General features: G+C 63.1%; 21 protein-coding genes, 1 tRNA gene and 1 pseudogene. 7 read left to right on the forward strand and 16 right to left on the reverse strand.

What is annotated here, in order from left to right:
- Positions 1 to 32: 32 nt before the first annotated feature.
- Positions 33 to 1,304, reverse strand: coding sequence for a formyl-CoA transferase (gene frc / locus ACAM58_RS22235; RefSeq protein WP_015867256.1), 1,272 nt, complete (start codon positions 1,302 to 1,304; stop codon positions 33 to 35).
- Positions 1,305 to 1,330: 26 nt separating this feature from the next.
- Complete coding sequence (oxc, locus tag ACAM58_RS22240; RefSeq protein WP_015867257.1) at positions 1,331 to 3,160, reverse strand: oxalyl-CoA decarboxylase; 1,830 nt, start codon at positions 3,158 to 3,160, stop codon at positions 1,331 to 1,333.
- 156 nt (positions 3,161 to 3,316) lie between these two features.
- Between oxc and ACAM58_RS22245 the strand changes: the two genes are divergently transcribed.
- Positions 3,317 to 3,925 carry a Crp/Fnr family transcriptional regulator gene (locus ACAM58_RS22245; RefSeq protein ID WP_015867259.1) on the forward strand — a complete coding sequence of 203 codons (609 nt, stop codon included), beginning with the start codon at positions 3,317 to 3,319 and terminating at the stop codon, positions 3,923 to 3,925.
- Positions 3,926 to 4,054: 129 nt separating this feature from the next.
- Here ACAM58_RS22245 and ACAM58_RS22250 read toward each other — a convergent pair whose 3' ends face one another.
- The 4 genes from ACAM58_RS22250 to ACAM58_RS22265 all read right to left on the reverse strand — a co-directional run bounded on the left by ACAM58_RS22250 (position 4,055) and on the right by ACAM58_RS22265 (position 8,123).
- Complete coding sequence (locus ACAM58_RS22250) at positions 4,055 to 4,891, reverse strand: cytidylate kinase family protein (RefSeq protein ID WP_018906864.1); 837 nt, start codon at positions 4,889 to 4,891, stop codon at positions 4,055 to 4,057.
- A gap of 15 nt (positions 4,892 to 4,906) precedes the next feature.
- Entirely contained in the window at positions 4,907 to 6,436 is a 1,530-nt protein-coding gene (locus ACAM58_RS22255) for a tripartite tricarboxylate transporter permease (protein WP_018906865.1), read from the reverse strand.
- A gap of 21 nt (positions 6,437 to 6,457) precedes the next feature.
- A complete protein-coding gene (locus ACAM58_RS22260; RefSeq protein WP_018906866.1) occupies positions 6,458 to 6,982 on the reverse strand; it encodes a tripartite tricarboxylate transporter TctB family protein in 525 nt (174 codons plus the stop codon).
- Between the two features lie 115 nt (positions 6,983 to 7,097).
- A complete protein-coding gene (locus ACAM58_RS22265; protein WP_015867263.1) occupies positions 7,098 to 8,123 on the reverse strand; it encodes a tripartite tricarboxylate transporter substrate binding protein in 1,026 nt (341 codons plus the stop codon).
- 316 nt (positions 8,124 to 8,439) lie between these two features.
- On the opposite strand from ACAM58_RS22265, the gene ACAM58_RS22270 reads away from it, so the two are divergent.
- From ACAM58_RS22270 to ACAM58_RS22290, 5 genes are all read left to right on the forward strand, one after another.
- Complete coding sequence (locus ACAM58_RS22270; protein WP_018906867.1) at positions 8,440 to 8,676, forward strand: hypothetical protein; 237 nt, start codon at positions 8,440 to 8,442, stop codon at positions 8,674 to 8,676.
- A 55-nt stretch (positions 8,677 to 8,731) separates the two neighbouring features.
- Positions 8,732 to 8,806: transfer RNA gene (locus ACAM58_RS22275), tRNA-Arg, on the forward strand.
- Between the two features lie 175 nt (positions 8,807 to 8,981).
- On the forward strand, positions 8,982 to 10,211 hold the full coding sequence (locus tag ACAM58_RS22280) for an integrase arm-type DNA-binding domain-containing protein (RefSeq protein ID WP_015867265.1): 1,230 nt from the start codon (positions 8,982 to 8,984) through the stop codon (positions 10,209 to 10,211).
- A gap of 255 nt (positions 10,212 to 10,466) precedes the next feature.
- Entirely contained in the window at positions 10,467 to 10,748 is a 282-nt protein-coding gene (locus ACAM58_RS22285; protein WP_167313213.1) for a YlcI/YnfO family protein, read from the forward strand.
- A complete protein-coding gene (locus ACAM58_RS22290) occupies positions 10,745 to 11,071 on the forward strand; it encodes a type II toxin-antitoxin system RelE/ParE family toxin (protein WP_015867267.1) in 327 nt (108 codons plus the stop codon). Before ACAM58_RS22285 ends, ACAM58_RS22290 begins: the two co-directional genes overlap by 4 nt.
- A 187-nt stretch (positions 11,072 to 11,258) precedes the next feature.
- On the opposite strand, the gene ACAM58_RS22295 is transcribed toward ACAM58_RS22290, so the two are convergent.
- The 4 genes from ACAM58_RS22295 to ACAM58_RS22310 form a co-directional block, all read right to left on the reverse strand.
- A complete protein-coding gene (locus tag ACAM58_RS22295) occupies positions 11,259 to 11,723 on the reverse strand; it encodes a hypothetical protein (RefSeq protein ID WP_125967249.1) in 465 nt (154 codons plus the stop codon).
- Between the two features lie 206 nt (positions 11,724 to 11,929).
- Positions 11,930 to 12,616 (reverse strand): hypothetical protein, encoded by a 687-nt coding sequence (locus ACAM58_RS22300; RefSeq protein ID WP_230537962.1) that lies wholly within the window; start codon positions 12,614 to 12,616, stop codon positions 11,930 to 11,932.
- 807 nt (positions 12,617 to 13,423) lie between these two features.
- The gene (locus ACAM58_RS22305; RefSeq protein ID WP_015867268.1) at positions 13,424 to 14,872 is read right to left on the reverse strand and encodes an IS1182 family transposase; all 1,449 of its coding nucleotides are present in this window, start codon (positions 14,870 to 14,872) and stop codon (positions 13,424 to 13,426) included.
- Between the two features lie 150 nt (positions 14,873 to 15,022).
- Positions 15,023 to 15,373, reverse strand: a complete 351-nt coding sequence (locus ACAM58_RS22310; protein WP_015867269.1) for a nuclear transport factor 2 family protein — start codon at positions 15,371 to 15,373, stop codon at positions 15,023 to 15,025.
- Between the two features lie 426 nt (positions 15,374 to 15,799).
- Here ACAM58_RS22310 and ACAM58_RS22315 point away from each other — a divergent pair, with 426 nt between their 5' ends.
- Positions 15,800 to 16,348: a DUF1003 domain-containing protein gene (locus tag ACAM58_RS22315; RefSeq protein WP_015867270.1), complete on the forward strand. Its 549-nt coding sequence runs from the start codon at positions 15,800 to 15,802 to the stop codon at positions 16,346 to 16,348.
- A gap of 466 nt (positions 16,349 to 16,814) precedes the next feature.
- Here ACAM58_RS22315 and ACAM58_RS22320 read toward each other — a convergent pair whose 3' ends face one another.
- The 6 genes and pseudogenes from ACAM58_RS22320 to ACAM58_RS22345 all read right to left on the reverse strand — a co-directional run bounded on the left by ACAM58_RS22320 (position 16,815) and on the right by ACAM58_RS22345 (position 20,756).
- Positions 16,815 to 17,141, reverse strand: a complete 327-nt coding sequence (locus tag ACAM58_RS22320; protein ID WP_369663558.1) for a DUF6228 family protein — start codon at positions 17,139 to 17,141, stop codon at positions 16,815 to 16,817.
- Positions 17,142 to 17,517: 376 nt separating this feature from the next.
- Positions 17,518 to 18,714, reverse strand: coding sequence for an IS91 family transposase (locus ACAM58_RS22325; protein ID WP_369663559.1), 1,197 nt, complete (start codon positions 18,712 to 18,714; stop codon positions 17,518 to 17,520).
- 9 nt (positions 18,715 to 18,723) lie between these two features.
- Positions 18,724 to 19,597, reverse strand: a pseudogene (locus ACAM58_RS22330) (tyrosine-type recombinase/integrase).
- A 181-nt stretch (positions 19,598 to 19,778) separates the two neighbouring features.
- Complete coding sequence (locus ACAM58_RS22335; protein WP_038108222.1) at positions 19,779 to 20,015, reverse strand: hypothetical protein; 237 nt, start codon at positions 20,013 to 20,015, stop codon at positions 19,779 to 19,781.
- A 2-nt stretch (positions 20,016 to 20,017) separates the two neighbouring features.
- The gene (locus tag ACAM58_RS22340; protein ID WP_150106810.1) at positions 20,018 to 20,362 is read right to left on the reverse strand and encodes a hypothetical protein; all 345 of its coding nucleotides are present in this window, start codon (positions 20,360 to 20,362) and stop codon (positions 20,018 to 20,020) included.
- Positions 20,363 to 20,423: 61 nt separating this feature from the next.
- The gene (locus ACAM58_RS22345; RefSeq protein ID WP_018907256.1) at positions 20,424 to 20,756 is read right to left on the reverse strand and encodes a hypothetical protein; all 333 of its coding nucleotides are present in this window, start codon (positions 20,754 to 20,756) and stop codon (positions 20,424 to 20,426) included.
- Positions 20,757 to 20,817 lie beyond the last annotated feature (61 nt).

The following is a 20,817-nucleotide window of genomic DNA, read 5'->3' on the forward strand; positions in this document are numbered from 1 at the left end:
CGTCTCGTGAAGCGGCGAGCCGGGGTGGTCCGCTAGACGGCCTTCGATTCTTTCAGGTTGTCGATCTGTGCCTGGGTGTAGCCAAGCTCCGCGAGCACCTCTTCGGTGTGCTCGCCCAGGAGCGGCGAGGCAGTGACCTCGGGCTTGAGGTCCGAGAACTTGATCGGGCTGCCGATGGTCCAGTAGCTGCCGCGCTCCTTGTGCGGCACTTCGACGATGGAGCCGCTCTTGCGCAGCGACTCGTCGTGCAGCAGTTCCTTCATCGACAGCACCGGGGCGCAGGGAATGTCGTGCTTGCGGAAGATGTCCACCGCCTCGAACTTGGTCTTGTCCTTGATGAAGTCCTCGATGGTGGCGAAGATCTGGTCGATGTGCGGCTGGCGGGCCTTGGGGGTCATGTAGTCAGGGTCGGTCTTCCACTCGGGCTTGCCGAGCGCGTCGCAGATCGGGTCCCAGGCGTGGCCCTGCACCGTGAAGTAGATGTAGGCGTTGGGGTCGGTCTGCCAGCCCTTGCACTTCAGGATCCAGCCCGGCTGGCCGCCGCCGCCGGCATTGCCGCCGCGCGGCACCACCTTGTCCTTGAAGGCGTCCATCTCGTGCGGGTACTGCGGGTATTCCTCCAGGTAGCCCACGTTGTCCAGGCGCTGCTGGTCGCGCATCTTCACGCGGCACAGGTTGAGCACGGCGTCCTGCATCGAGCAGGCCACCTTCTGGCCCTTGCCGGTCTGCTGGCGGCCGATGATGGCCGTCAGGATGCCGATGGCCAGGTGCATGCCGGTGTTGGAGTCGCCCAGCGCGGCGGCCGAGATCGTCGGCACCGAGTTCTCGCCCTTCCACCAGCCGGTGGTGGAGGCGGCGCCGCCGGCGCACTGCGCCACGTTCTCGTAGACCTTCAGGTCCTCGTAGTGGTGGCCGTCGCTGAAGCCCTTGACCGAGGCGACGATCATCTTGGGGTTCAGCTCCTGGATGCGCGCCCAGGTGAAGCCCATGCGGTCGAGCGCGCCGGGGCCGAAGTTCTCCACCAGCACGTCGGATTCGCGGATCAGCTTTTCCAGCACGGCCTTGCCCTCGGGCTTCTTCGTGTCCAGCGTGATCGAGCGCTTGTTGCTGTTGAGCATGGTGAAGTACAGCGCGTCGACGTTCGGGATGTCGCGCAGCTGGCTGCGGGTGACGTCGCCGGCGCCCGGGCGCTCGACCTTGATCACGTCGGCGCCGAACCAGGCCAGCATCTGGGTACAGGCCGGGCCGGCTTGCACGTGCGTGAAGTCGATGATCTTGATGCCGTTGAGGGGTTTGTTGCTCATTTGAGGTTCTCCTTGAGGATGCTGGGTTACTTCTTCTTCGCCGTGCTGGGGTTCAGACTGGTGATGCGGCCGCTTTCGGTGCCGGCGGTCTCGTCGATCACGGCATTGATGAGGGTCGGACGGCGCGAAGCCACGGCTTCGGCCAGCGCCTTCTGCAATTCGTCCGCGGTGGTGGCATTGACGCCCACGCCGCCGAAGGCTTCCATCAGCTTGTCGTAGCGCGCGTTCTTCACGAACACGGTGGGCGCCACGTCGGGCGTGCCGCTCGCGTTCACGTCGGTGCCGCGGTAGACGCCGTTGTTGTTGAACACGACGATGCAAATGGGCAGGTTGTAGCGGCAGATGGTCTCCACCTCCATGCCGCTGAAGCCGAAGGCGCTGTCGCCCTCGATGGCGATCACCGGCTTGTCGGTGACCACCGCGGCGGCCACGGCAAAGCCCATGCCGATGCCCATGATTCCCCAGGTGCCCACGTCCAGGCGCTTGCGCGGCTCGTACATGTCGACGATGCTGCGCGCGAAGTCCAGCGTGTTGGCGCCTTCGTTCACCACGATGGCGTCGGGCCGCGCCTTCACCTGGTCGCGGATCACGCTGAGCGCGCTGTGGAAGTTCATCGGCGAGGGCCGCGCGGCCAGCGTCACGGCCATCTTCGAGAGGTTCTTGTCCTTGCGCTCGGCAATGGCGCCGGTCCATTCCGCCGGCGGCTTGGCCCACTTGGCATCCACGCCCGCGAGCAGCGCCGCCACGCAGGAGCCGATGTCGCCGATCACCGGCGCGGCAATCGCCACGTTGCTGTCGATCTCGGTCGGCGCGATGTCGATCTGGATGAACTGCTTGGCGCCCTTGTCCTGGCCCCAGGTCTTGCCCTTGCCGTGCGACAGCAGCCAGTTCAGGCGCGCGCCCACCAGCATCACCACGTCGGCTTCCTGCAGCACGTAGGAGCGCGCGGCCGCGGCCGACTGCGCATGCGTGTCGGGCAAAAGGCCCTTGGCCATCGACATCGGCAGGTAGGGAATGCCGGTCTTCTCGACCAGCGCGCGGATGTCGGCATCGGCCTGCGCGTAGGCCGCGCCCTTGCCCAGCAGGATCAGCGGCTTCTTGGCGCCCTTGAGCAGGTCGAGCGCACGCTTGACCGCGTCGGGCGCGGGAATCTGGCGCGGCGCGGGATCGACCACCTTGATGAGCGAGCGGCGGCCGGCTTCGGCCTCCATGGTCTGCGCGAACAGCTTGGCCGGCAGGTCCAGGTACACGCCGCCCGGGCGGCCCGACAGCGCCGCGCGGATGGCGCGTGCGATGCCCACGCCGATGTCCTGCGCATGCAGCACGCGGAAGGCCGCCTTGCACAGCGGCTTGGCGATCGCGAGCTGGTCCATCTCCTCATAGTCGCCCTGCTGCAGGTCGACGATCTCGCGCTCGCTCGAGCCGCTGATGAGAATCATCGGGAAGCAGTTGGTGGTGGCATTGGCCAGCGCCGTGAGGCCGTTCAGGAAGCCGGGCGCCGACACCGTCAGGCAGATGCCGGGCTTCTGCGTGAGGAAGCCGGCGGCGGCGGCGGCGTTGCCCGCATGCTGCTCGTGGCGGAACGAGATGACCCGCAGCCCCTCGGCCTGCGCCATGCGCGTGAGGTCGGTGATGGGAATGCCCGGCAGGCCGAAGATGGTGTCGATGTCGTTCAGCTTGAGCGCATCGATGACCAGGTGGAAGCCGTCGATGGTCGTTTCGTGCGCCGCCGATGCCTCGTCGGCAGGGTGCTTGAGGGCCACCACGACCGCATCGCCGTCGTTTGCCCTGTTCTTGGGCTTGAGGGCGTCGTCCAGGGTGGTGGATGCCTCTTTGTCCGTTCTTACTGAAGACATGTCTCTCCTTCTTGCTTGGTTGAATGGCCGAGGCCCGAGCCGGGACTATGATTCGGGGGCATGCTTTCGGGCGTTGACCTCGGTCAACTTTCCGGAAAACGGCACCGGCCAGATGAACCAGAAGTTGTTGTTGCGCATTCGAGCAAGACGGGACCCATGACCTTGTTGGAAAACCACCCGGAGAAGAACATCATTCGCGCGCAGCTCCGGCAGAACATCCTTCTCAAGGACCTGAGCGAGAGCGAGCGCGCCGAGCTGGAAACCCATCTCGTCATCGTGGACGGCAACAAGGGCGATTTCCTGCTGCACCAGGGCGTGCGCGAGATGGAGCAGTACTTCATCCTCGACGGCATCCTCAAGCGGGTGGTGAGCAACCCCGAGGGCAAGGAAATGATCCTGCGCTTTGCCGATGCGCACGACATGGAAACCAGCTACGCCGCGCTGCGGCTGGGCACGCCCACGCCCTACGGCATCGTCTGCGTCACCAAGGCGCGCGTGGCGAGCCTGCCGCTGAAGGAGTGGATCGCGTTCCTGGACCGCCACCCCGAGACCAAGGAACTGTTCGAATACTGCGTGATGCGCGGCATGAGCGAGATCATGGCGCACACCATCACGCTGCATCTGCTCGACGCCCCCGGCCGCGTGCACCGCTTCATGCGCAAGCACCCCGAGCTGGAAGACCGCATTCCCAGCAAGGAGCTGGCGTCGTACCTCAATCTCTCCGCAGAAACCCTGAGCCGGCTCCGAAAGCGCGGGAAGATTTAGCTCGCCCCCAGTCTTCGCGCACTTCGTGTCGCTTCGCCAACCCCCTACCGGGGGCAACACCAGAGGCCCGGCAAAGCCGGTTCCTCGGTGTTTCACGAAAAGAATCCTTTCCGAAGAATCGTGGATGGCTCAGGTCTGCTTGGCCGACGCGAAGCGGCGCGGAACGGTCATCAGGCGCAGCGCGTTGTCGACGCCGCTCACGCCGTCGACCTTGGAGGCCACCTCCTGCGTGAGCGCGCGCTCCTGTGCATCGAGCACGATGCCGCTCAGCTTGACCTTGCCCTGGTCGGCCTCGACGGTCACGCGGATGTCTCCGGTCGCCTCGTTGTCCTTGAGCGCCGACTTCACCCGCGCCGCGAGCGCCATGTTGGCCAGGAGCGCGCGCGAGGCCGGCGTCTCGGCAAACTCGGGGCGCTCCACCAGCGCGCGGATCTGAGCCACGCAGCTGTCCACCGAGAGGCGGTCCGTGTTGAGCACCAGGTCGTAGAGCACCGGGTCGCCCCAGGTCACGCCGAACTGCGCATGCATGCGCGCGGCGTGCGCGTCGTCGCTGCGCCGGATCTCGGCTTCGGCAAACTCGGCATCGTCGGTTTCGAGGTGCGCCATCAGCCATTCGACCCGCTTCTTCATCGAGCGCGTGATGCGCACGCACACCACGTGCGGCACCGGCCGCAGCAGGCAGGTCGCGCCCCAGCCGCGCAGCACCACGTTGCCGCGGTCGGCCAGCGCAAAGAGTTCCTCGGCCGTGTAGAGCGCCAGGCTGCGCCGGTCGGCGGTGAACCGCTCGACAAAACCGGCCTTGCCGTCGCGCAGGCGGCCGATGAAGCTGGTCGGCACCTGCATGCGGTCGGCCACGCGCTCGATCGTCTCGTGGCGCATGACCGCGAGGCCGAGCGCTTCGGCAAGCCGAAGCGACACGTCCTTGGCAAGGGAACCCATCTCCTGGGTGAGTGCGATCACTGGCATGTGGTTGTTCTCCGTTCAGTCCACCGGGCGCTCGACGGCGAACTCGTCGGGCTTCTTGGGCTTGACGAAAGCCAGCACCTTGGAAATGAGCGGCCAGAACAGCAGCACGAGCGCCAGGGTGGTGATGCCGCCGACCAGCGGGTTCGAGAACATGATCGTCACGTCGCCCTGCGAGACCAGCATGGCCTGGCGGAACGAGTCTTCCGCCTTGTCGCCGAGCACCAGCGCCAGCACCAGCGGCGCCAGCGGGAAGTCGAGCTTCTTGAACAGATAGCCCACCACGCCGAAGCCGAGCATGAACCAGATGTCGAGCATCGCGTTGTGCACCGTGTAGGCGCCGATGGCGCAGATCACGATGATCACCGGCGCAATGATCGAGAACGGAATGCGCAGGATCGAAGCGAACAGCGGCACCGTGCTCAGCACCACGATCAGGCCCACGATGTTGCCCAGGTACATGCTGGCGATCAGGCCCCAGACGAAGTCCTTCTGCTCGACGAACAGCAGCGGGCCGGGCTGCAGGCCCCAGATCAGCAGGCCGCCCAGCAGCACCGCGGCGGTGGGCGAACCCGGAATGCCCAGCGCCAGCATCGGCAGCAGCGCGCTGGTGCCCGCGGCGTGCGCTGCGGTCTCGGGGGCCACCACGCCTTCCATCTGGCCAGTGCCGAACTTGGAGCCGCGCTTGGACATCTTCTTGGCCAGGCCATAGGCCATGAACGAAGCCGGTGTCGCGCCGCCGGGCGTGATGCCCATCCAGATGCCGATCAGCGAGCTGCGCAGCGAAGTCACCCAGTACTGCGGCAGCTGCTTCCAGGTCTGCAGCACCACCTTGGGATCGATCTTCGCGCTCTTGCCCGAGAACTTCAGGCCCTCTTCCATCGACAGCAGGATCTCGCCGATGCCGAACAGGCCGATCACCGCAATCAGGAAGTCGAAGCCGCGCATCAGCTCGGGCTGGCCGAAGGTGAGCCGCAGCTGGCCCGTGACGGTGTCCATGCCCACGCTGGCCAGCGCGAAGCCGAGCGCCATCGACGCCAGGATCTTGAACGGCGAGCCCTTGCCCATGCCCACGAAGCTGCAGAAGGTCAGCAGGTACACCGCAAAGAATTCGGGCGAGCCGAACTTGAGCGCGAACTTGGCCACCAGCGGCGCCAGGAAGGTGATCATGATCACCGCCAGCAGCGCACCCACGAACGACGAGGTGAAGGCGGTGGTCAGCGCGGCGCCCGCATTGCCCTGCTGCGCCATCGGATAGCCGTCGAAGGTGGTGGCCACCGACCACGGCTCGCCCGGGATGTTGAACAGGATGGAGGTGATGGCCCCGCCGAACAGCGCACCCCAGTAGATGCACGACAGCATGATGATTGCCGAGGTCGGCGACATCGTGAACGTGAGGGGCAGCAGGATCGCCACCCCGTTGGCGCCGCCCAAGCCCGGGAGCACGCCGATCAGCACGCCCAGGATGATGCCGACGAACATCAGGCCGATGTTCATCGGCGTGAGGATTACCGAGAAGCCCTGCATCAGGGCACTGATTTCATCCATTTCGCATTTGCTCCGTGAGATTCAGTAGCCGAGAAACCGGAGAGGATCGAATGCGCCCTTGAACAGCGGCACCTTGAACCACACCTCGAACATGCAGAAGAACACCGTGTTGACGACCAGCGCCGCAATGGCGCTCTTCACCCACGAGTACTTGCCCAGGAACACCATGAACAGCGCGATGTAGATCGCCGACGCCACGTAGATGCCGAGCAGCGAGATCGCCCCCACGTACACCGTGGCCGGCAGCAGCACCGACAGCACGCGCTTGAGCTGCACCGAGTCGACGAAGACCTCGGTCTTCCTGTTCTTGCCCAGCAATGCCTGGTACAGGATGCCGGCGCCGGAAATCGTGATGATCACGCCGATGTAGAAGGGGAAGTACCCCGCGCCGGGCCCGTCGCTGGTCCAGCCCGAGCCCAGCCTCTGGCTCTCGTAGATCACCACCAGGCCGATGGCCACCAGGACCAGTGCGACCACGGCCTCGACCACGTGGGTCGCTACGCCGGTGCGCACCGGCCCGTCTGCTGAATTCTCGTCGTGCTCCATGGAGTCCCCATCGTTCATGTGTATGCCGTGAAACCCGAAGTGCAGCGCTCCGCCCGCCGCCCTGCCGGCGGCCGTCTCATCAGGGCAAGGAGCGCCGCGCGACGCTCGGTGATTGCTACTTGCTGCTGGCCAGGAAGCCGGCTTCCGTCATCAGCGTGCGGTGCGTGGCTTCCGCTTCCGTGAGCCATTTGGTGAACGCGTCGCCGGTCATGAAGGTCGGGTTGAAGGCACCCTTCTCCATGTACTCCTTCCAGTCCGGCGTGGCGGCGATCTTGGTCAGCAGGTCCACGTAGAAGGCGAGCTGCTCGGGCGTCACGCCGGCGGGCATGAAGATGCCGCGCAGCATCGTGTACTTGGTGGGAACGCCCGCTTCCTTGCAGGTGGGTACATCGTTCCACGACTGCGTCTCCGTCACCTTGGCCTTGAACGGCATGCGCTGGTCGTCGAACACGCACAGTGCGCGCAGCTTGCCCGCACGCCACTGGGCCACCGCCTCGATCGGGTTGTTGACCGTCGATTGCACGTGCCCGCCCACCAGTTGCACCGCCACCTCGCCGCCGCCCTTGAACGGCACGTAGATGAACTTGGTGCCGGTGGCCTTCTCCAGCGCCACCGTGATGATCTGGTCTTCCTGCTTGGAGCCGGTGCCGGCCATCTTGAACTTGCTCGGGCCCGCCGCCTTGGCGGCCGCAATGAACTCGGAAGCGTTCTTGTACGGCTGCTCGGCGTTGGTCCACAGCACGAACTGGTCGAGCGCCATCATCGCGACGGGCGTCATGTCCTTCCAGTTGAAGGGCACGCCGGTGGCCATGGGCGTGGTGAACAGGTTGGACAGCGAGATGATGATCTTGTGCGGATCGCCCTTGGCTTCCTTCACCGCAAGAAAGCCCTCGGCCCCCGCGCCGCCCGACTTGTTGACGACGATCAGCGGCTCCTTCATCAGCTTGTACTTGATGACGATGCCCTGCAGCAGCCGGCCCATCTGGTCGGCGCCGCCGCCGGTGCCCGCCGGGATCACGAACTCCACCGGCTTGGTGGGCTCCCATGCGGAAGCTGGCGTGGCAGCCGCCAGCGCCAGCATGGCCGCAGTGAAGACTGAGGCCCGGCAAGCGCGGGTGCGCGAAAAGAAGTTCTTCATCATGTTGTCTCCTGTGTAAGGTGCGCTCTTTTTTTTTGATGGATCTGAGCCGAGATGCGAACAGGGGCGATGGTGCGCGCAGGAATAACTCGGCCTGCTTGACCATGGTCAACTTTTTCAAGATTTTGTCTTGGGGTTAGCCCGTGCCGAGCGAGGGCGGGCGAGCCCCGCCGCGCAGGCTGCGCGGGAGGAATTGCACACGAGCGAAAGGCCTGTGGCAGCACCGGCCGGATTCAGTTTTTCCTCGCATTCGGGCGGGATTCGGGTAAACCCTAAAATGGCGGTCATTTCCCGACCAACGAATCCCAGGAGTTCCCGTATGTCTACCCTTGACCGATCGTCCGGCACGAGCGCATCCGGTGGCTTGGCTGGCGCGCTCAAGGCGCTCGCCGAAGAGGCCAGCGTGCTCGTTCAGGCCTTGCTCAGCCCGGGCAAGGTGATCGAGGAAGTCGAGCAGATGCGCGCGCTGCAGGTGCGCGCCAACCGCATCGAGGCCTCCGACCCGCTGCGCGCCGACGTGCTGCGCTGGCACGCCTCGCGCATCGGCCTGCGCTGAACCGGCCTCTGCGCGGCGGCACGGCGCCAAACTGGTAAAGTCCGGGCCGCCCTCCGTCTTCGTAGTTCAATGGATAGAACGGGGTCCTCCTAAGACTCAGATACAGGTTCGATTCCTGTCGAAGGCACCAAGGACCCGGTTCACGGCGTCTCACTCCACACCAGAAACCCGCACGTTTCCCCAGCGTAGCGGGTTTTTCTTTGCCTCGCGACGACACGCGGCGTAGCATCCCTTCCCACAGAAATACCGTCATTTTTGCCGGTACCTCGGAGATCCCCGTGACGAGATACCGTTAAGGAGTGGAGATGGCACTGACAGACACGTTTGTTAGGCAGGTGAAGCCCACCGGGAAGGCCAACGGCGACAAATATGCCGACGGCGCCGGCATGTACCTGCTGGTGAAGACTGCCGGGAAATACTGGCGAATGGATTACACCTTCGCCGGCAAGCGGAAAACGCTGGCGCTGGGGACCTACCCGGAGGTCTCGCTGGCCAAAGCCCGGGATCGCCGCGCCGCCGCCCGCGAGCTGCTGGCGGACGGGACCGACCCGAGCGCGGCCAAGCGCGAAGAAAAGAGAGCCCGAGCCGACGCGGCGGCGAATACGTTCGAGGCGGTTGCGCGCGAGTGGCTGGGAAAGACCGCGGCCAAACGAGCGAGTGGAACGCAGCTCAAGGTCAAGACATGGCTCGAGAAGGACGTGTTCCCCTTCATCGGCAAGATGCCCATCTCCACCATCGGTCCGCGCGACATTCTGGAGCGGGTGGTCCGCAAGCTGGAAGCACGCGGCGCCATCGATACCGCCCATCGCGTCAAGCAGCTTTGCGGGCAGGTGTTTCGCTTCGCAGTGGTGTCAGGACTGGCAGAGAGGGACGTGACCGCCGATCTGAGCGAAGCTCTGGCCTCGAAAGCGACCAGGCACTTCGCCGCCATCACCGAGCCCAAGAGAGTCGGCGACCTGATGCGCTCGATCCATGCCTACAGCGGCCACCCCACCACCGTTGCCGCGCTGAAGCTTTCCCCTCTGCTGTTTGTCCGGCCCGGCGAGTTGCGCACCGCGGAATGGGCCGAGATCGACCTGGACGCGGCCGAGTGGCGCATCGCCGGCCCGAAGATGAAAATGAAGGTCGATCATGTCGTGCCGCTCGCAACCCAGGCGGTGGAGATCCTGCGCGACCTCCACCCAATCACAGGGCATGGACGGTTTGTGTTTCCGAGCATACGGACGGGTGAACGCCCCATGAGCGAGAACACCATCAATGCCGCCCTGCGTGGAATGGGCTACAGCGCCGAAGTCCACACGGCTCACGGCTTCAGGGCAACCGCGCGGACCATCATGGATGAGGTGCTTGGCGAGCGCGTGGACTTCATCGAGCACCAGCTCTCCCACATGGTCAGGGATACCAACGGTCGTGCGTACAACCGCACTGCGCATCTCCCCGCGCGCCGGGAAATGATGCAGCGCTGGGCGGACTACCTGGACAAGCTGCGCATCGGTGCCGACCTGATTCCGTTGAAGCCGCGCCAGATGACATAGCGCCAAGTCCGCGCGCTCCTTCCAAGCCAGCTGGATGAGTGCCACGACATCGCGCAGGTGCGCCGCAATCTGGGGCAAACCGCTTCGGACGCCTGCCGTGAACTGCTGTGCTGCTCGCAGTGCGCCGCGCGCCCGTTCCGACGCCGCGCGTTGACTACAGCCGGCTCAGCCAGGACCAGACACTCGAAGTCACCTTCCGATGTCGGCGTCGGGACAAAGTGGCGAACGCATTACAAATGTGCTACGCTTACGGCCATGAAATCGTGCACCTTACCTGCCGTTCGCGTTGAGCCGGAACTGCGTGCCGAGCTCGAAGCGGTCCTGGGTGAAGAGGAAACCATCAGCACCTTTGTGGCCGATGCCGTGCGCCGAGCAGTTGACTTCCGTCGCGTCCAGACGGACTTCCATGCGCGTGGCGAGGCCGCTTGGCAGGACTACCTGCGAACCGGTGTTTCACACCCCGTGGACGAAGTGTTTGACCGCGTCCAGACCCGCATTGATGCACGACGTCGCGAATTGCAAGGCTCTGGCACGTGACTGAGTTGTTCGGGGTTGAGATGACCCCGCAAGCCGAGGATGACCTTGAGCGGTTGTTTGAGTTCCTCGTCGCTCGGTCAGAGACCTTGGAGGAACTGGACCATGCCCAGCATGTACTGCACGAGCTTCGCACCAGTATCAAGAAGCGGCTGGCCGAGAATCCTTGGGCGTATCGGAAAGCGAGCGACGGCAGGCGTACAACGCGCCGAGAGTTGATCGTAGGGCTTGGTTCCACAGGCTACGTGGCCCTCTACGAAATCCTTCCAGGGCGGGAAGTCAGGGTGTTGGCAATTCGTCATCAGCGCGAAGAGGACTACCACTGAGCCCAATGCGGCCGTAAGTCGCTGTGGTGTGGCGCGACGATCTGGCTGAGAGGCGCGCGACAGTCTCCACAATTTGAATGACTTCTTCAGAGATGCTGCTATGTCTCTTGTGGGCCCCTAAGCGGAAGTACCAGCACGAAGAAAGCTGCCCGTCGATGGAGACTTCAGTCGATGCCCGGAAGGCCTCTCACTGCGAAGTATTGCTTGGCGCTCTTGCTTCAAGCCCTTTGATCTCACTCAAGCCTTCGTCCGTGGGTACCGATCCAAGTTGCCAAGTAGTGTGAAGTACTCCCCCATAAAACTCACCGCCCAATTGCGACAGTCGGACGTATGTCCTTTCCTTGGACGGGACATTGATTTCAATCTCTATGTCTTTGATCATCATGTCCCAGTCCCACTTTTGAGAAAGACGATAAGCTCCGGGAGGAAGCTTTATCAGCGAATATGTTCCTGATCCTAGACTTGCAACTTCAACGCCATCTACATAGAAGTAGACATTCCGAGCTCCGAATACGAACGATCCGGGCCGATAGATGACCAACTCTCCGTTCTTTGAATCTGACACCCACGACTGGGGCTTAGGCTTGCCGCTCGGCGCAGCGCAAGCAACAAGAAAAATGGGCAGAGCCAAAAATATCCACTTTAACTTCATCTACAACCTCTCTTCGGGGATGTCGCCCCGCCTCCATACAGACAACGTCACCGATCAGATTTTGAAACATTGTCGATAGGCCGACTGTAGCCGCACAGGTTAGCGGCGAAAAGGAGGCCGAACCGGAAGTACAGATTCCTCTGCAGCAGCCCTGCACAAGGGCCTACGCCAAATCAGCGGCCCGGTCGCTGGGCCTGCATCGTTGTTTAAACTTGAAGCGAGCTCCACGCTTCAGAAAAGGTTTCGAGGCTGATCGGCTGCGCGTGAGGGTCTTCTTCCCTGAACAATCCGCGCCCGACGCCGAAATCCTGAATGGCATCCCGAAAGCCGCCCGCAGTGCCTGACGCGATACCCCAGGCACGGTGCTTACAAACCACGAGAGGGCTCTCGAGCAGCGTTGCAACGGCGGTCATTGCGGCGCGGAGCTCCCCCCGGCGCATTTCAGAGGCAGAAGCTGCCAATGCGACTACCAACATGGAGCCGAACTGAGATGCGCCTCCATGTTGGACGTTAGGCGCCGAAAGTAGATGCAAGTAGAAGTCCGGCGCCTCATGTTCTTTCTCGCATACCGTCCATGATGGCGCCCATGCTTCCGTTCCAAGGAACCTCCAAGAATTCGACTCGAGGGCGTTGGAGGGCGAACCGTGCGCCCAACGTGCATGTGACTTCAAATCCCAACCCATCTTTCCGAAGGCGACCGATCGATACTCTTTCCCCAAACCCGAGGTTTGGCTTGAACGGACCGTCGGCTTTCCGCGGTCTGAGCGGACAAATGGCGCGAGCAACTGCTCGATCTTCACCCATACCTGCCATTGCCAAGGCAACAAGCTCGGTGCACCAAGCAGTACAAACACATCGTAGTTCTTGGCGTAATACGGAATTGAATTCGTCACGGGGAGAGGGTCATCATTCAACTGGACGGCAAAGAAATCGATGCGTGCAGCGAGCTTGCCTTTTTAGCTGGACAGTACCGAGGGCTCGGGGCCGATCAGCACGATCTTGCCACGGGCGCGAACGTCGGTTCCTGGTTGGCTTCAGTCGCACCGGTGAAAGCGCTTGCACTCAGCGACAGCATGAATAGCAACTACGCACTCAGTTCACGCAAAACCCTGAGAGCCAGTGCTCCGCGTCCAACGCCTGTGCCTCGATTGTGCTCGTTGAAATTTTGGGCGCTCGTTATGTCCTCCCACTGCTCCACTCGTATCTCATCAGTCGTGTCGATCTCAAATGCAATGAAGCGCTGGTCTTGCGTTACTAGCCGACCGAATATGCTGGGCATGCCCGGGAAGTCAATGCCAAGTTCAACGACGATCGATCTTTCCCATTGGATGCCCCGCTCAACTCCCACACTAGCCAACGCCGGCGGCACGCCGTGCCGCCTCCAATAGCTTGCTTCTGCGCGCAGCGAACGCTCGACGCTGGCGTTTTGCTGTTGTACGTTTAACTGTCGCGGTTCGCGTTCACACATAGCCGAATTACGATCGTCCAAGATGAATGGAGCTACTCGGATCTTCGCCGCTGCGACAGAGGTCCGCTCTTGGCCGAGGTTGTGTGGAAACGCTCTCGGCGCTCCAGTATGCCGAGCATCCGCGTCACGAGGGCAACCGCCAGCCTCGCAGGCCATCCAGTCGTCGTAGACGGGCACGAATGGATTTGAAGCCCAGCGGCCCTCTGCACCCGTTGAAGCGCCGTAAAGAGGCTCATGGCCCCACCAGCCGCACCGCCTTCATCATTCTTCTCATTCCCAGGATGGCGATCACTCGCTTGAGGTTGTAAGCCAGCACATGCAGGCTCATCTCGGTGCCCACATGCGCCAGCGTCTTCGTCAGGAAGTGCGTCGAGCCCATCCAGTGCTTCAACGTCCCGAAGACATGCTCCACGGTGCGCCGTCGCAAGGTCATGGCCTTGGGCTTCTTGTCCAGGCGCTGCTGCACACGCTCGAGTACTTCTTCATGTTCCCATCGGCGGATGCGTCGGAAGTCGCCTGTCGTGCATTGGTCTTTGATCGCGCATGTGGGGCAGGCGCTGGTCCAGTAGACATGCGCGTTGAGCCCGTTCTTCTCCAGCGTGCTGAACCGGTAAATGGCCTGCTCGCCCGCAGGGCACTGGTACTCATCGTCCTTCGCGATGTAGATGAAGTCGCTCTTGTCGAAGCGACCCGCAGCCTTGGCGCCCGAGGTCATGGGCTTGGGCACGAAGGCCGTGATGCCCGCGTCCTCGCAGGCCTTGAGCTCGGTGCCGTTGAAGTAGCCACGGTCGGCGAAGGCCTGCAGCTTCTTCGTGTCCATCGCCTCACGTGCCGCCTTGGCCATCTTGCTCAACTGGGCCCGGTCGTTGCCGATGTTCGTCACCTCGTGTGCCACGATGAGATGGTGCTTGGCATCGACCGCCGTCTGCACGTTGTAGCCCACCAGGCCCGAGCCCTTGGCCTGCGAGTTCATCGAACGGGCATCGGGGTCGGTGGTGGAGATCTGCCCGTCGGGCAGCTTCTTCAATTGCTCCTGGGTCTCGTCGAGCTGGCGCATCTGCGCGCGCAGGGTTCGGATCTTGTCCTGCAGGCGTTCGGTCTTCGCTTCCACTTCAGCAGGCTGTGTGCGATCCGCCGTCTCCAGCACGTCGAGGTAGCGCTGGATGCTCTGTTCGATCTGGCGCTGGCGCGCATCGATCTTGGCGGGGGTGACATTGCGGTCGCGGCTGTTGACGGCCTTGAACTTGCTGCCATCGATGGCCACGATGGCCTGCGTGAACAGCTTGAGCTCCCGGCACATGCCCACGAAGCGCTTGCAGACGTTGCGGATGCCCGCGCCGTTGTCGTGACGGAAGTCGGCAATGGTCTTGAAGTCCGGGGCAAGGCGGCCAGTGAGCCACATCAGTTCGACGTTGCGCTGGGCCTCGCGCTCCAGACGCCGGCTGGACTGGATGCGGTTCAGGTAGCCGTAGATGTAGAGCTTGAGAAGCACCGCCGGGTGGTACGCAGGCCGACCGGTAGCAGCTGGGTCCGCGCCTTTGAAGCCGAGTGCCTGAAGATCAAGTTCCTCGACGAAGGCGTCGACGACTCGCACCGGGTTGTCTTCGCCGATATAGTCATCAAGACATTCCGGCAACAGCGCGACCTGCTGTCGGTCTTCGCCTTCGATGAATCGCTTCATGGGCACCTCGCTTGGAACGGTGCATCGATTTTATTTTTTGATGGGCGGGACTGGAAGTCTTTTCACACAGCCTCGGCCGACTGTAGCCGCCCACGCTGCCATCGTGGACGGACCTAAGCCGACAAGCGCCTCCTCCAACTCCCGCCGTCTTTACGAGGCAAGGACGACGAAAGCCTGCAGTTCGGCCATCTTGCCGTCACGGAATCGCCAGACATCGCAGTACGCATGAGGCTGTGTGTTCCCCTCCTCGTCCGTCAACGTGATCTCGCCGAGTGCGGCAACGAAGTCGCCGTCGCCGATCATGTGGTGAACCTGGAAACGGGGCGGCTCTTTGTACGCGACGACCATCCACTCGCGAACGGCCTCCTTGCCTCGCAGGATTGTGTCACCCACGAAGTTCCAGACGGTGTCTTCGGTGCAGAACTTCAAGAACCCTTCGAAGTCGCCATCCATGATGGCGGCGTTGGCAGTCGCGAGGATCGTCTTGTGATCTTTGGGCATTTCAGCATCTCCATCCATGAATGGCGGTGGGGCCCGCGCGAGTGATCAATGAATCAGGGCCGTGACGCACATTTTGAACCGGTCCGAAATCACATTCTCTGCCAGCCTAAGCGTCGCGGCCTCGGAGCTTTGGGCCCATCGCAGACGATCGCTCGTCCAGATTTGGCGCCGCAGAGCTGTCGGTGGAACTCGGCGGGTCAAGGAGTCAACGTCCAGTCGATTTCGATCGACGGTTTGATGCTCCTCGCAAGCCGCGCGCCGGCGCACCCAGCTGCCGCTAGGAATGCGCTGGCGTGGGCACGAGTGCAACGCTTCTCGGTGTCTTCAAACATCCACGTGCTGTCTGCCCCATGATGCAACCGGGCTTGCGGCGTTTGGCGGACGCGGGCCATCGACATCGCCCCTGACTTCACCATCGGAGCCCGTATGAACGACAAACACCTCACCCCAAATGCGACGACCCTGGCGGCCGAAGATCGGCTTCGGCTGGAGTCACTTCGCAAGCAGCGACGCGCCCATCGGCAAGCCAGATCGGCCAAGCCGCCGACGGCTCCCGAGCATTTCCTTGCAGGCGAACCGACTCGCAGTCAACGCCTGGCCGACGCGGTGGCGGCGACCGTAGGGTCGTGGCGCTTCATCATCTTCCAGAGCACGGCCATCGTGCTGTGGATCGTCGGCAACGCGATGACCGGGAACGGCGCTTGGGACCCGTATCCGTTCATTCTTCTGAACCTGCTCCTGTCGTTCCAGGCGGCCTACACCGCGCCGGCAATCATGATGAGCCAGAACCGGCAGTCCGAGCAGGACCGGCGCCACGCGGAAACCGACTACGAAATCAATGTCAAGGCGGAGTTGGAGATCGAACTGCTGCACGAGAAGATCGACCTCCTGAAGGAACGCGAACTGCTGGCGCTGACCGACGCGGTGCACGCCCTGACTCGGCGGATCGAAGGGTTGTCGGCGCGCCCGACCTGAATCGCGCTACGGCCGCGGCTTCCACGCCACGTTGAGTCGTACGACGGGCAGGTCTGGCGAGCCACCGCGTGGTGCAACAGGCGGTCGATCTCCTTCTTCGCCAAGCCGTAGCGCAAGGCGCAGGCGCGACGCCGGGGCGAACCCGGGGGGCTGCACTGGGCTGAATGGGAGCATCACATGGCAGTCGCATCGGTCGAACCTGAATCCGGTCTCGCTCCGAGCGCGTGTCGCCACTGCCCTTTGTGGCACCTGCTTCGTGGCGCCCGACACGGGACTTCAATGAAGTCCGAGTTCCACCGCAATGGGTGCGGGCCGAAGATGCGCACGCCCGGACCAGACGGTCGTGAGCACCCGCTTGTGGCCGGGTGCAGCCCTATCGCCGGACTTCTTGTTGGCCGAAGAATGCTCCTGCCTCCGCGGCGAGTTGCTCCAGGCTTCCCACCTCAGGGACCATCGTTAGACGAACCTACCACTCGGGAGGTCCGTCTCTCGGGTCCAGATTGACTTCAAGATTCACGTGCCCAAGCGAATCGGTAATTGCCACCATGCTCATCTCCCCGTCCAGGGCAGCCCAAGATTTCTCACCTTCCCAGCCAGACGGTTCGGCAACCATCTCATTGAATAGCACCACGGGTGACGTTCCGAGCTCCGAGTTGCCAACTCGCGCCGTCGCACTGAACCGATGACCCTCAAGGGTCACATCGTAGCTAACGAGGCTTCCTTGTCGTTGATCCCGACGAGAGTGGAACCGAAGCTTCGCCTCGCGTTCCGAGGTCACTACAAATTCGCCCATGCTTTCCTTCGTGAACGTCAGCTTAGGTTAAGGGTTGTCCGACACCTGCCCGTGCAACACCACGAGCCCGCGCACGACAACGGCCTGAGGGCAGGTGTTGGACAAGCCTCTAAGGAGGAAACCGCGGAATGCGCTGCTGCGGACGGGGAAGGCTACCGGCCTATGGCGATTCGGAACGCGTGGCCCGAGCTGGCGCCGATGCTGAGCCCGAGGGACGCCTCCAATGGCGTTGCCGAAGCGCAGCAAATCAAAGCCGTTGTTTGGGTCGCCTGACGCCAGGACGGTCGACGAAGGGCATCACCGGACTCGAAGACCAGACTTCCTCTCATCGGCCCGATAGCAAGAAGGGTCGAAGGTTGGCTGAGCAGCGGCGTCGTCATGGTGCCCGGACCTGTGGTGGCGGCGCACGGATCGGCTGCCCGCGCGCCAACGTCAGCAAGACGATCATCGCAGCGCCGCAGTGCATGCAGACGAAGGTCGGTGGAGAACGGCAAGGCTCAGCATCCAGGCTCGCGATCTGCGCGACGGCGTCAGCCTCTTGCCCCAGTAGTTCGCGGATGCGCGCCAGGTTGGCCGTGCGATTGCCGTTGGCCAGAAGCCCGTAGTGTCGGATGCGGTGGAAGCCGCCCGGCAGGACATGCAGCACGAAGCGGCGCATGAACTCATCGGCATCGAGCGTCATCGTCTTGCGCCGAGTGCGCCCCTTGGCCCGATAGTCCTTCCAACGGAAGGTGACGCCTTGCTCGTCCATGGCAACAAGCCGGCTGTTGGAGATGGCGACGCGGTGCGTGTAGCGGGACAGGTAGGCCAGCACCGCTTCGGGTCCGGCGAACGGTCGTTTGGCGTAGACGACCCATTCGCACGTGCGCAGCGGCGCGAGCCAGGCCGCAAAGGCGCGCGCGTCGGTCAGCGCGGCGAACTCGTCGAAGAACCGCAGTCGGCCCGCGCGATGCAGCTGTCCGAGCGCTTCGAGGAAGCGCCTTCTGAACAGGCGCGACAGCACCCGCACGGACAGGAAGAAGCCGGGCTTGCAGGCGATCCAGCGCCCGCCATCCGGCGACAGACCTCCGCCCGGCACGATACCGTGCACATGCGGGTGGTGCGTCAGTGCCGATCCCCACGTATGCAGCACCAGGGTCGCGCCGATGCTTGCGCCAAGGTGCTTGGGATCGGCTGCGATGGTCAACAAGGTCTCGGCGGCCGCATCGAACAGCAAGGCGTAGATATCGGCCTTGTTGTAGTAGGCGATGGCACTGATCGGCGCCGGCAAGGTGAAGACGACGTGGTAGTAGTCCACCGGCAGCAGATCGGCCTGGCGCGCCTGGAGCCAGCGCTGCGCCGCACTGGCCTGGCACTTCGGGCAATGTCGGTTGCGGCACGAGTTGTAGGCGATCTGATCCTGCCCGCAGCCTTCGCAACGCAACACGTGGCCTCCCAGCGCCGCGCTGCGGCACTGCTCGATGGCCGACATGACCTTGAGTTGACCCAGGCTCAGGTGACCACGCTGCGCGTTGCGCCAGCCAGGACCGTGGGTGCGGAAAATGTCGGCGACTTCCAGGGCGCAGTGCGCCATGAAGAGGGCCTACGCGGACAGCTTCTCCAGCGGGCTGACGACCTCGCGCAGGACTTCGGTGGCCACGTGCGTGTAGACCGACGTGGTCTCCAGCTTCTTGTGGCCGAGCATCACCTGGATCACGCGGATGTCCACCTTCTGCTCCAGCAGGTGCGTGGCGAAGCTGTGGCGCAGCGTATGCATGGTGACGCGCTTGTCGATCTTGGCCGCTGCGGCGGCGTCATGAACTGCCCGGTTGAGCTGGCGCGCGGTCAAGGGATCGACCGGGTTCTGCCCGGGGAACAGCCAACCGCTGGGCAGCATCTTGCCCATCGCATTGGCATATCGCCACCAGGCCCGCAGCCGCTCCAGAAGAACCGGCGAGAGCATCGCATAGCGATCCCTTGCGACCCTTGCCCTGCTCGACGCGCAGGGTCATGCGCTGGCTGTCGATGTCGCCGACCTTCAGCGCAACGATCTCGCTGACCCGCAGGCCAGTGCCGTAGGCGATGGACAGTGCCGTGTGGTACTTGAGGTTGGAGGCCGCCGCGATCAGGCGTGCGGCCTCGTCGCGGCTGAGCACCACCGGCAGCTTCTGCGGCACATGCACGTAGCTCATCCTCTCGACCAGTTCGCCGCGATGGAGCGTGACGTCGAAGAAGAACTTCAGGCCGGTGATGGTGGCGTTGAGCGTGATCGGCGAGACGCCCCGGTCGACCAGGTGCAACTGGAAACGCCGCAGATCCTCCGCGGTGGCCGTGTCGGGGGAGCGCTGAAGGAAGCCCGCGAGGTAACGCACAGCGCGAACGTACGCGGATTGCGTCTTGGGGCCGAGCTTGCGCATGCGCATGTCGTCGAGCAAGCGCTGGCGCAGCGCAGAAACAGCCGGTGTGGAAGGGATCATGATCGTGCTCCTGTCGAAGAACGAGGCCGATTGCCTCGGTTCCCAACATAGACAGGGGCGCGATGTTTGTTAAATCACGGACTGTGCGGCGGGCTACCGCGCGAGCGGTTTAGTCCTCGGGGCGAATTCTGCCTGCGTCGCGAAGGTCTGGTTCTGGCCGAAAGTGCCTCTGCGCGATGCGTCATTGCCTGGCAAGGCGTGAGGCGATCACCCCACGGCGATCGAACACCCAGCCGCGCTCGATGTTCACGCTGAATTCAGCGTAGACGGAATCCTGAAGCCATCCCTTGCACTGCTCGACATCGACGACATTTCCGTCGGGCAGAAGACAACGCATGGTTCGCGCCTCGTCTTCCACTATTTCGATCAGTTTCGACCAAGCTTCGATCCACAGGTCTTCGATTTCAGAGTTAGTCACAGCTATCGGACTCGGCCGGCATGTCGCTCGACGAACAGCTTAGCTTCGGCCAAGGTCGCAGGGTAGTCCACGAGTGATCCACTCGGCTGCTCGTGGATGGATTGAAAGCGAAACCTGTGGCTGACCAGGAACTCGACCTTGCGCCACTGCTCAACGTCGGTCATTCTGGGCGCCGAAAATTTCCGACTCAGCATCACCATCGGTCCGTGGCACTGCGGGCAGAGCCGAGCAATCTCCCGCGTTGGCTTCTTGAAGGACTTACGGCACGAGAAGCAGACGTGCGGAAACAGATGCCTCTGCTCCTGGCGCGGCTTGGCAAAGTACACGTGATGTTTGAACTTCTTCATGGCTTCTGGGGCGGCGACCAATAGATGCGAAGGGCAGCTTTTGGCCGAATTCTGCCTTCGCCTACACATGTCCCAAGTCATCGAGCCAGCGAAGCTCCTCGGCCCCCTCCTCGGATGCCTGGAAGATGTTTCGCAGAATCTGCGGAGTGATTGGCCGACCAGCCTCACTGACAAGAGGCTGATGCCCCGCACACTCCAGAGCCGAAAGCAGCGCAAGCGCTTTTGCACAGACGTCTTCTGTTCGATTGAAGAAAATCTCCTGGTCGAACACGGGCTTCCCGGCGAGAAGGCGGTCTCGCACATCGAGAACTCCGAGGTTTGTAATGCGCCGAACTTCGCTCACCAACGACACGGGCGGGTCACATGGCGCTGTAGAAATGATCACGCGGCTCATCTTCGTTGGGAAGCGAAAGGGGATGACTGATCCAGGCCGAATTTTGCTAGCCGCTGCGAAC

It is taken from the genome of Variovorax sp. V116 (assembly GCF_041154435.1).
GTDB lineage: Bacteria > Pseudomonadota > Gammaproteobacteria > Burkholderiales > Burkholderiaceae_C > Variovorax > Variovorax paradoxus.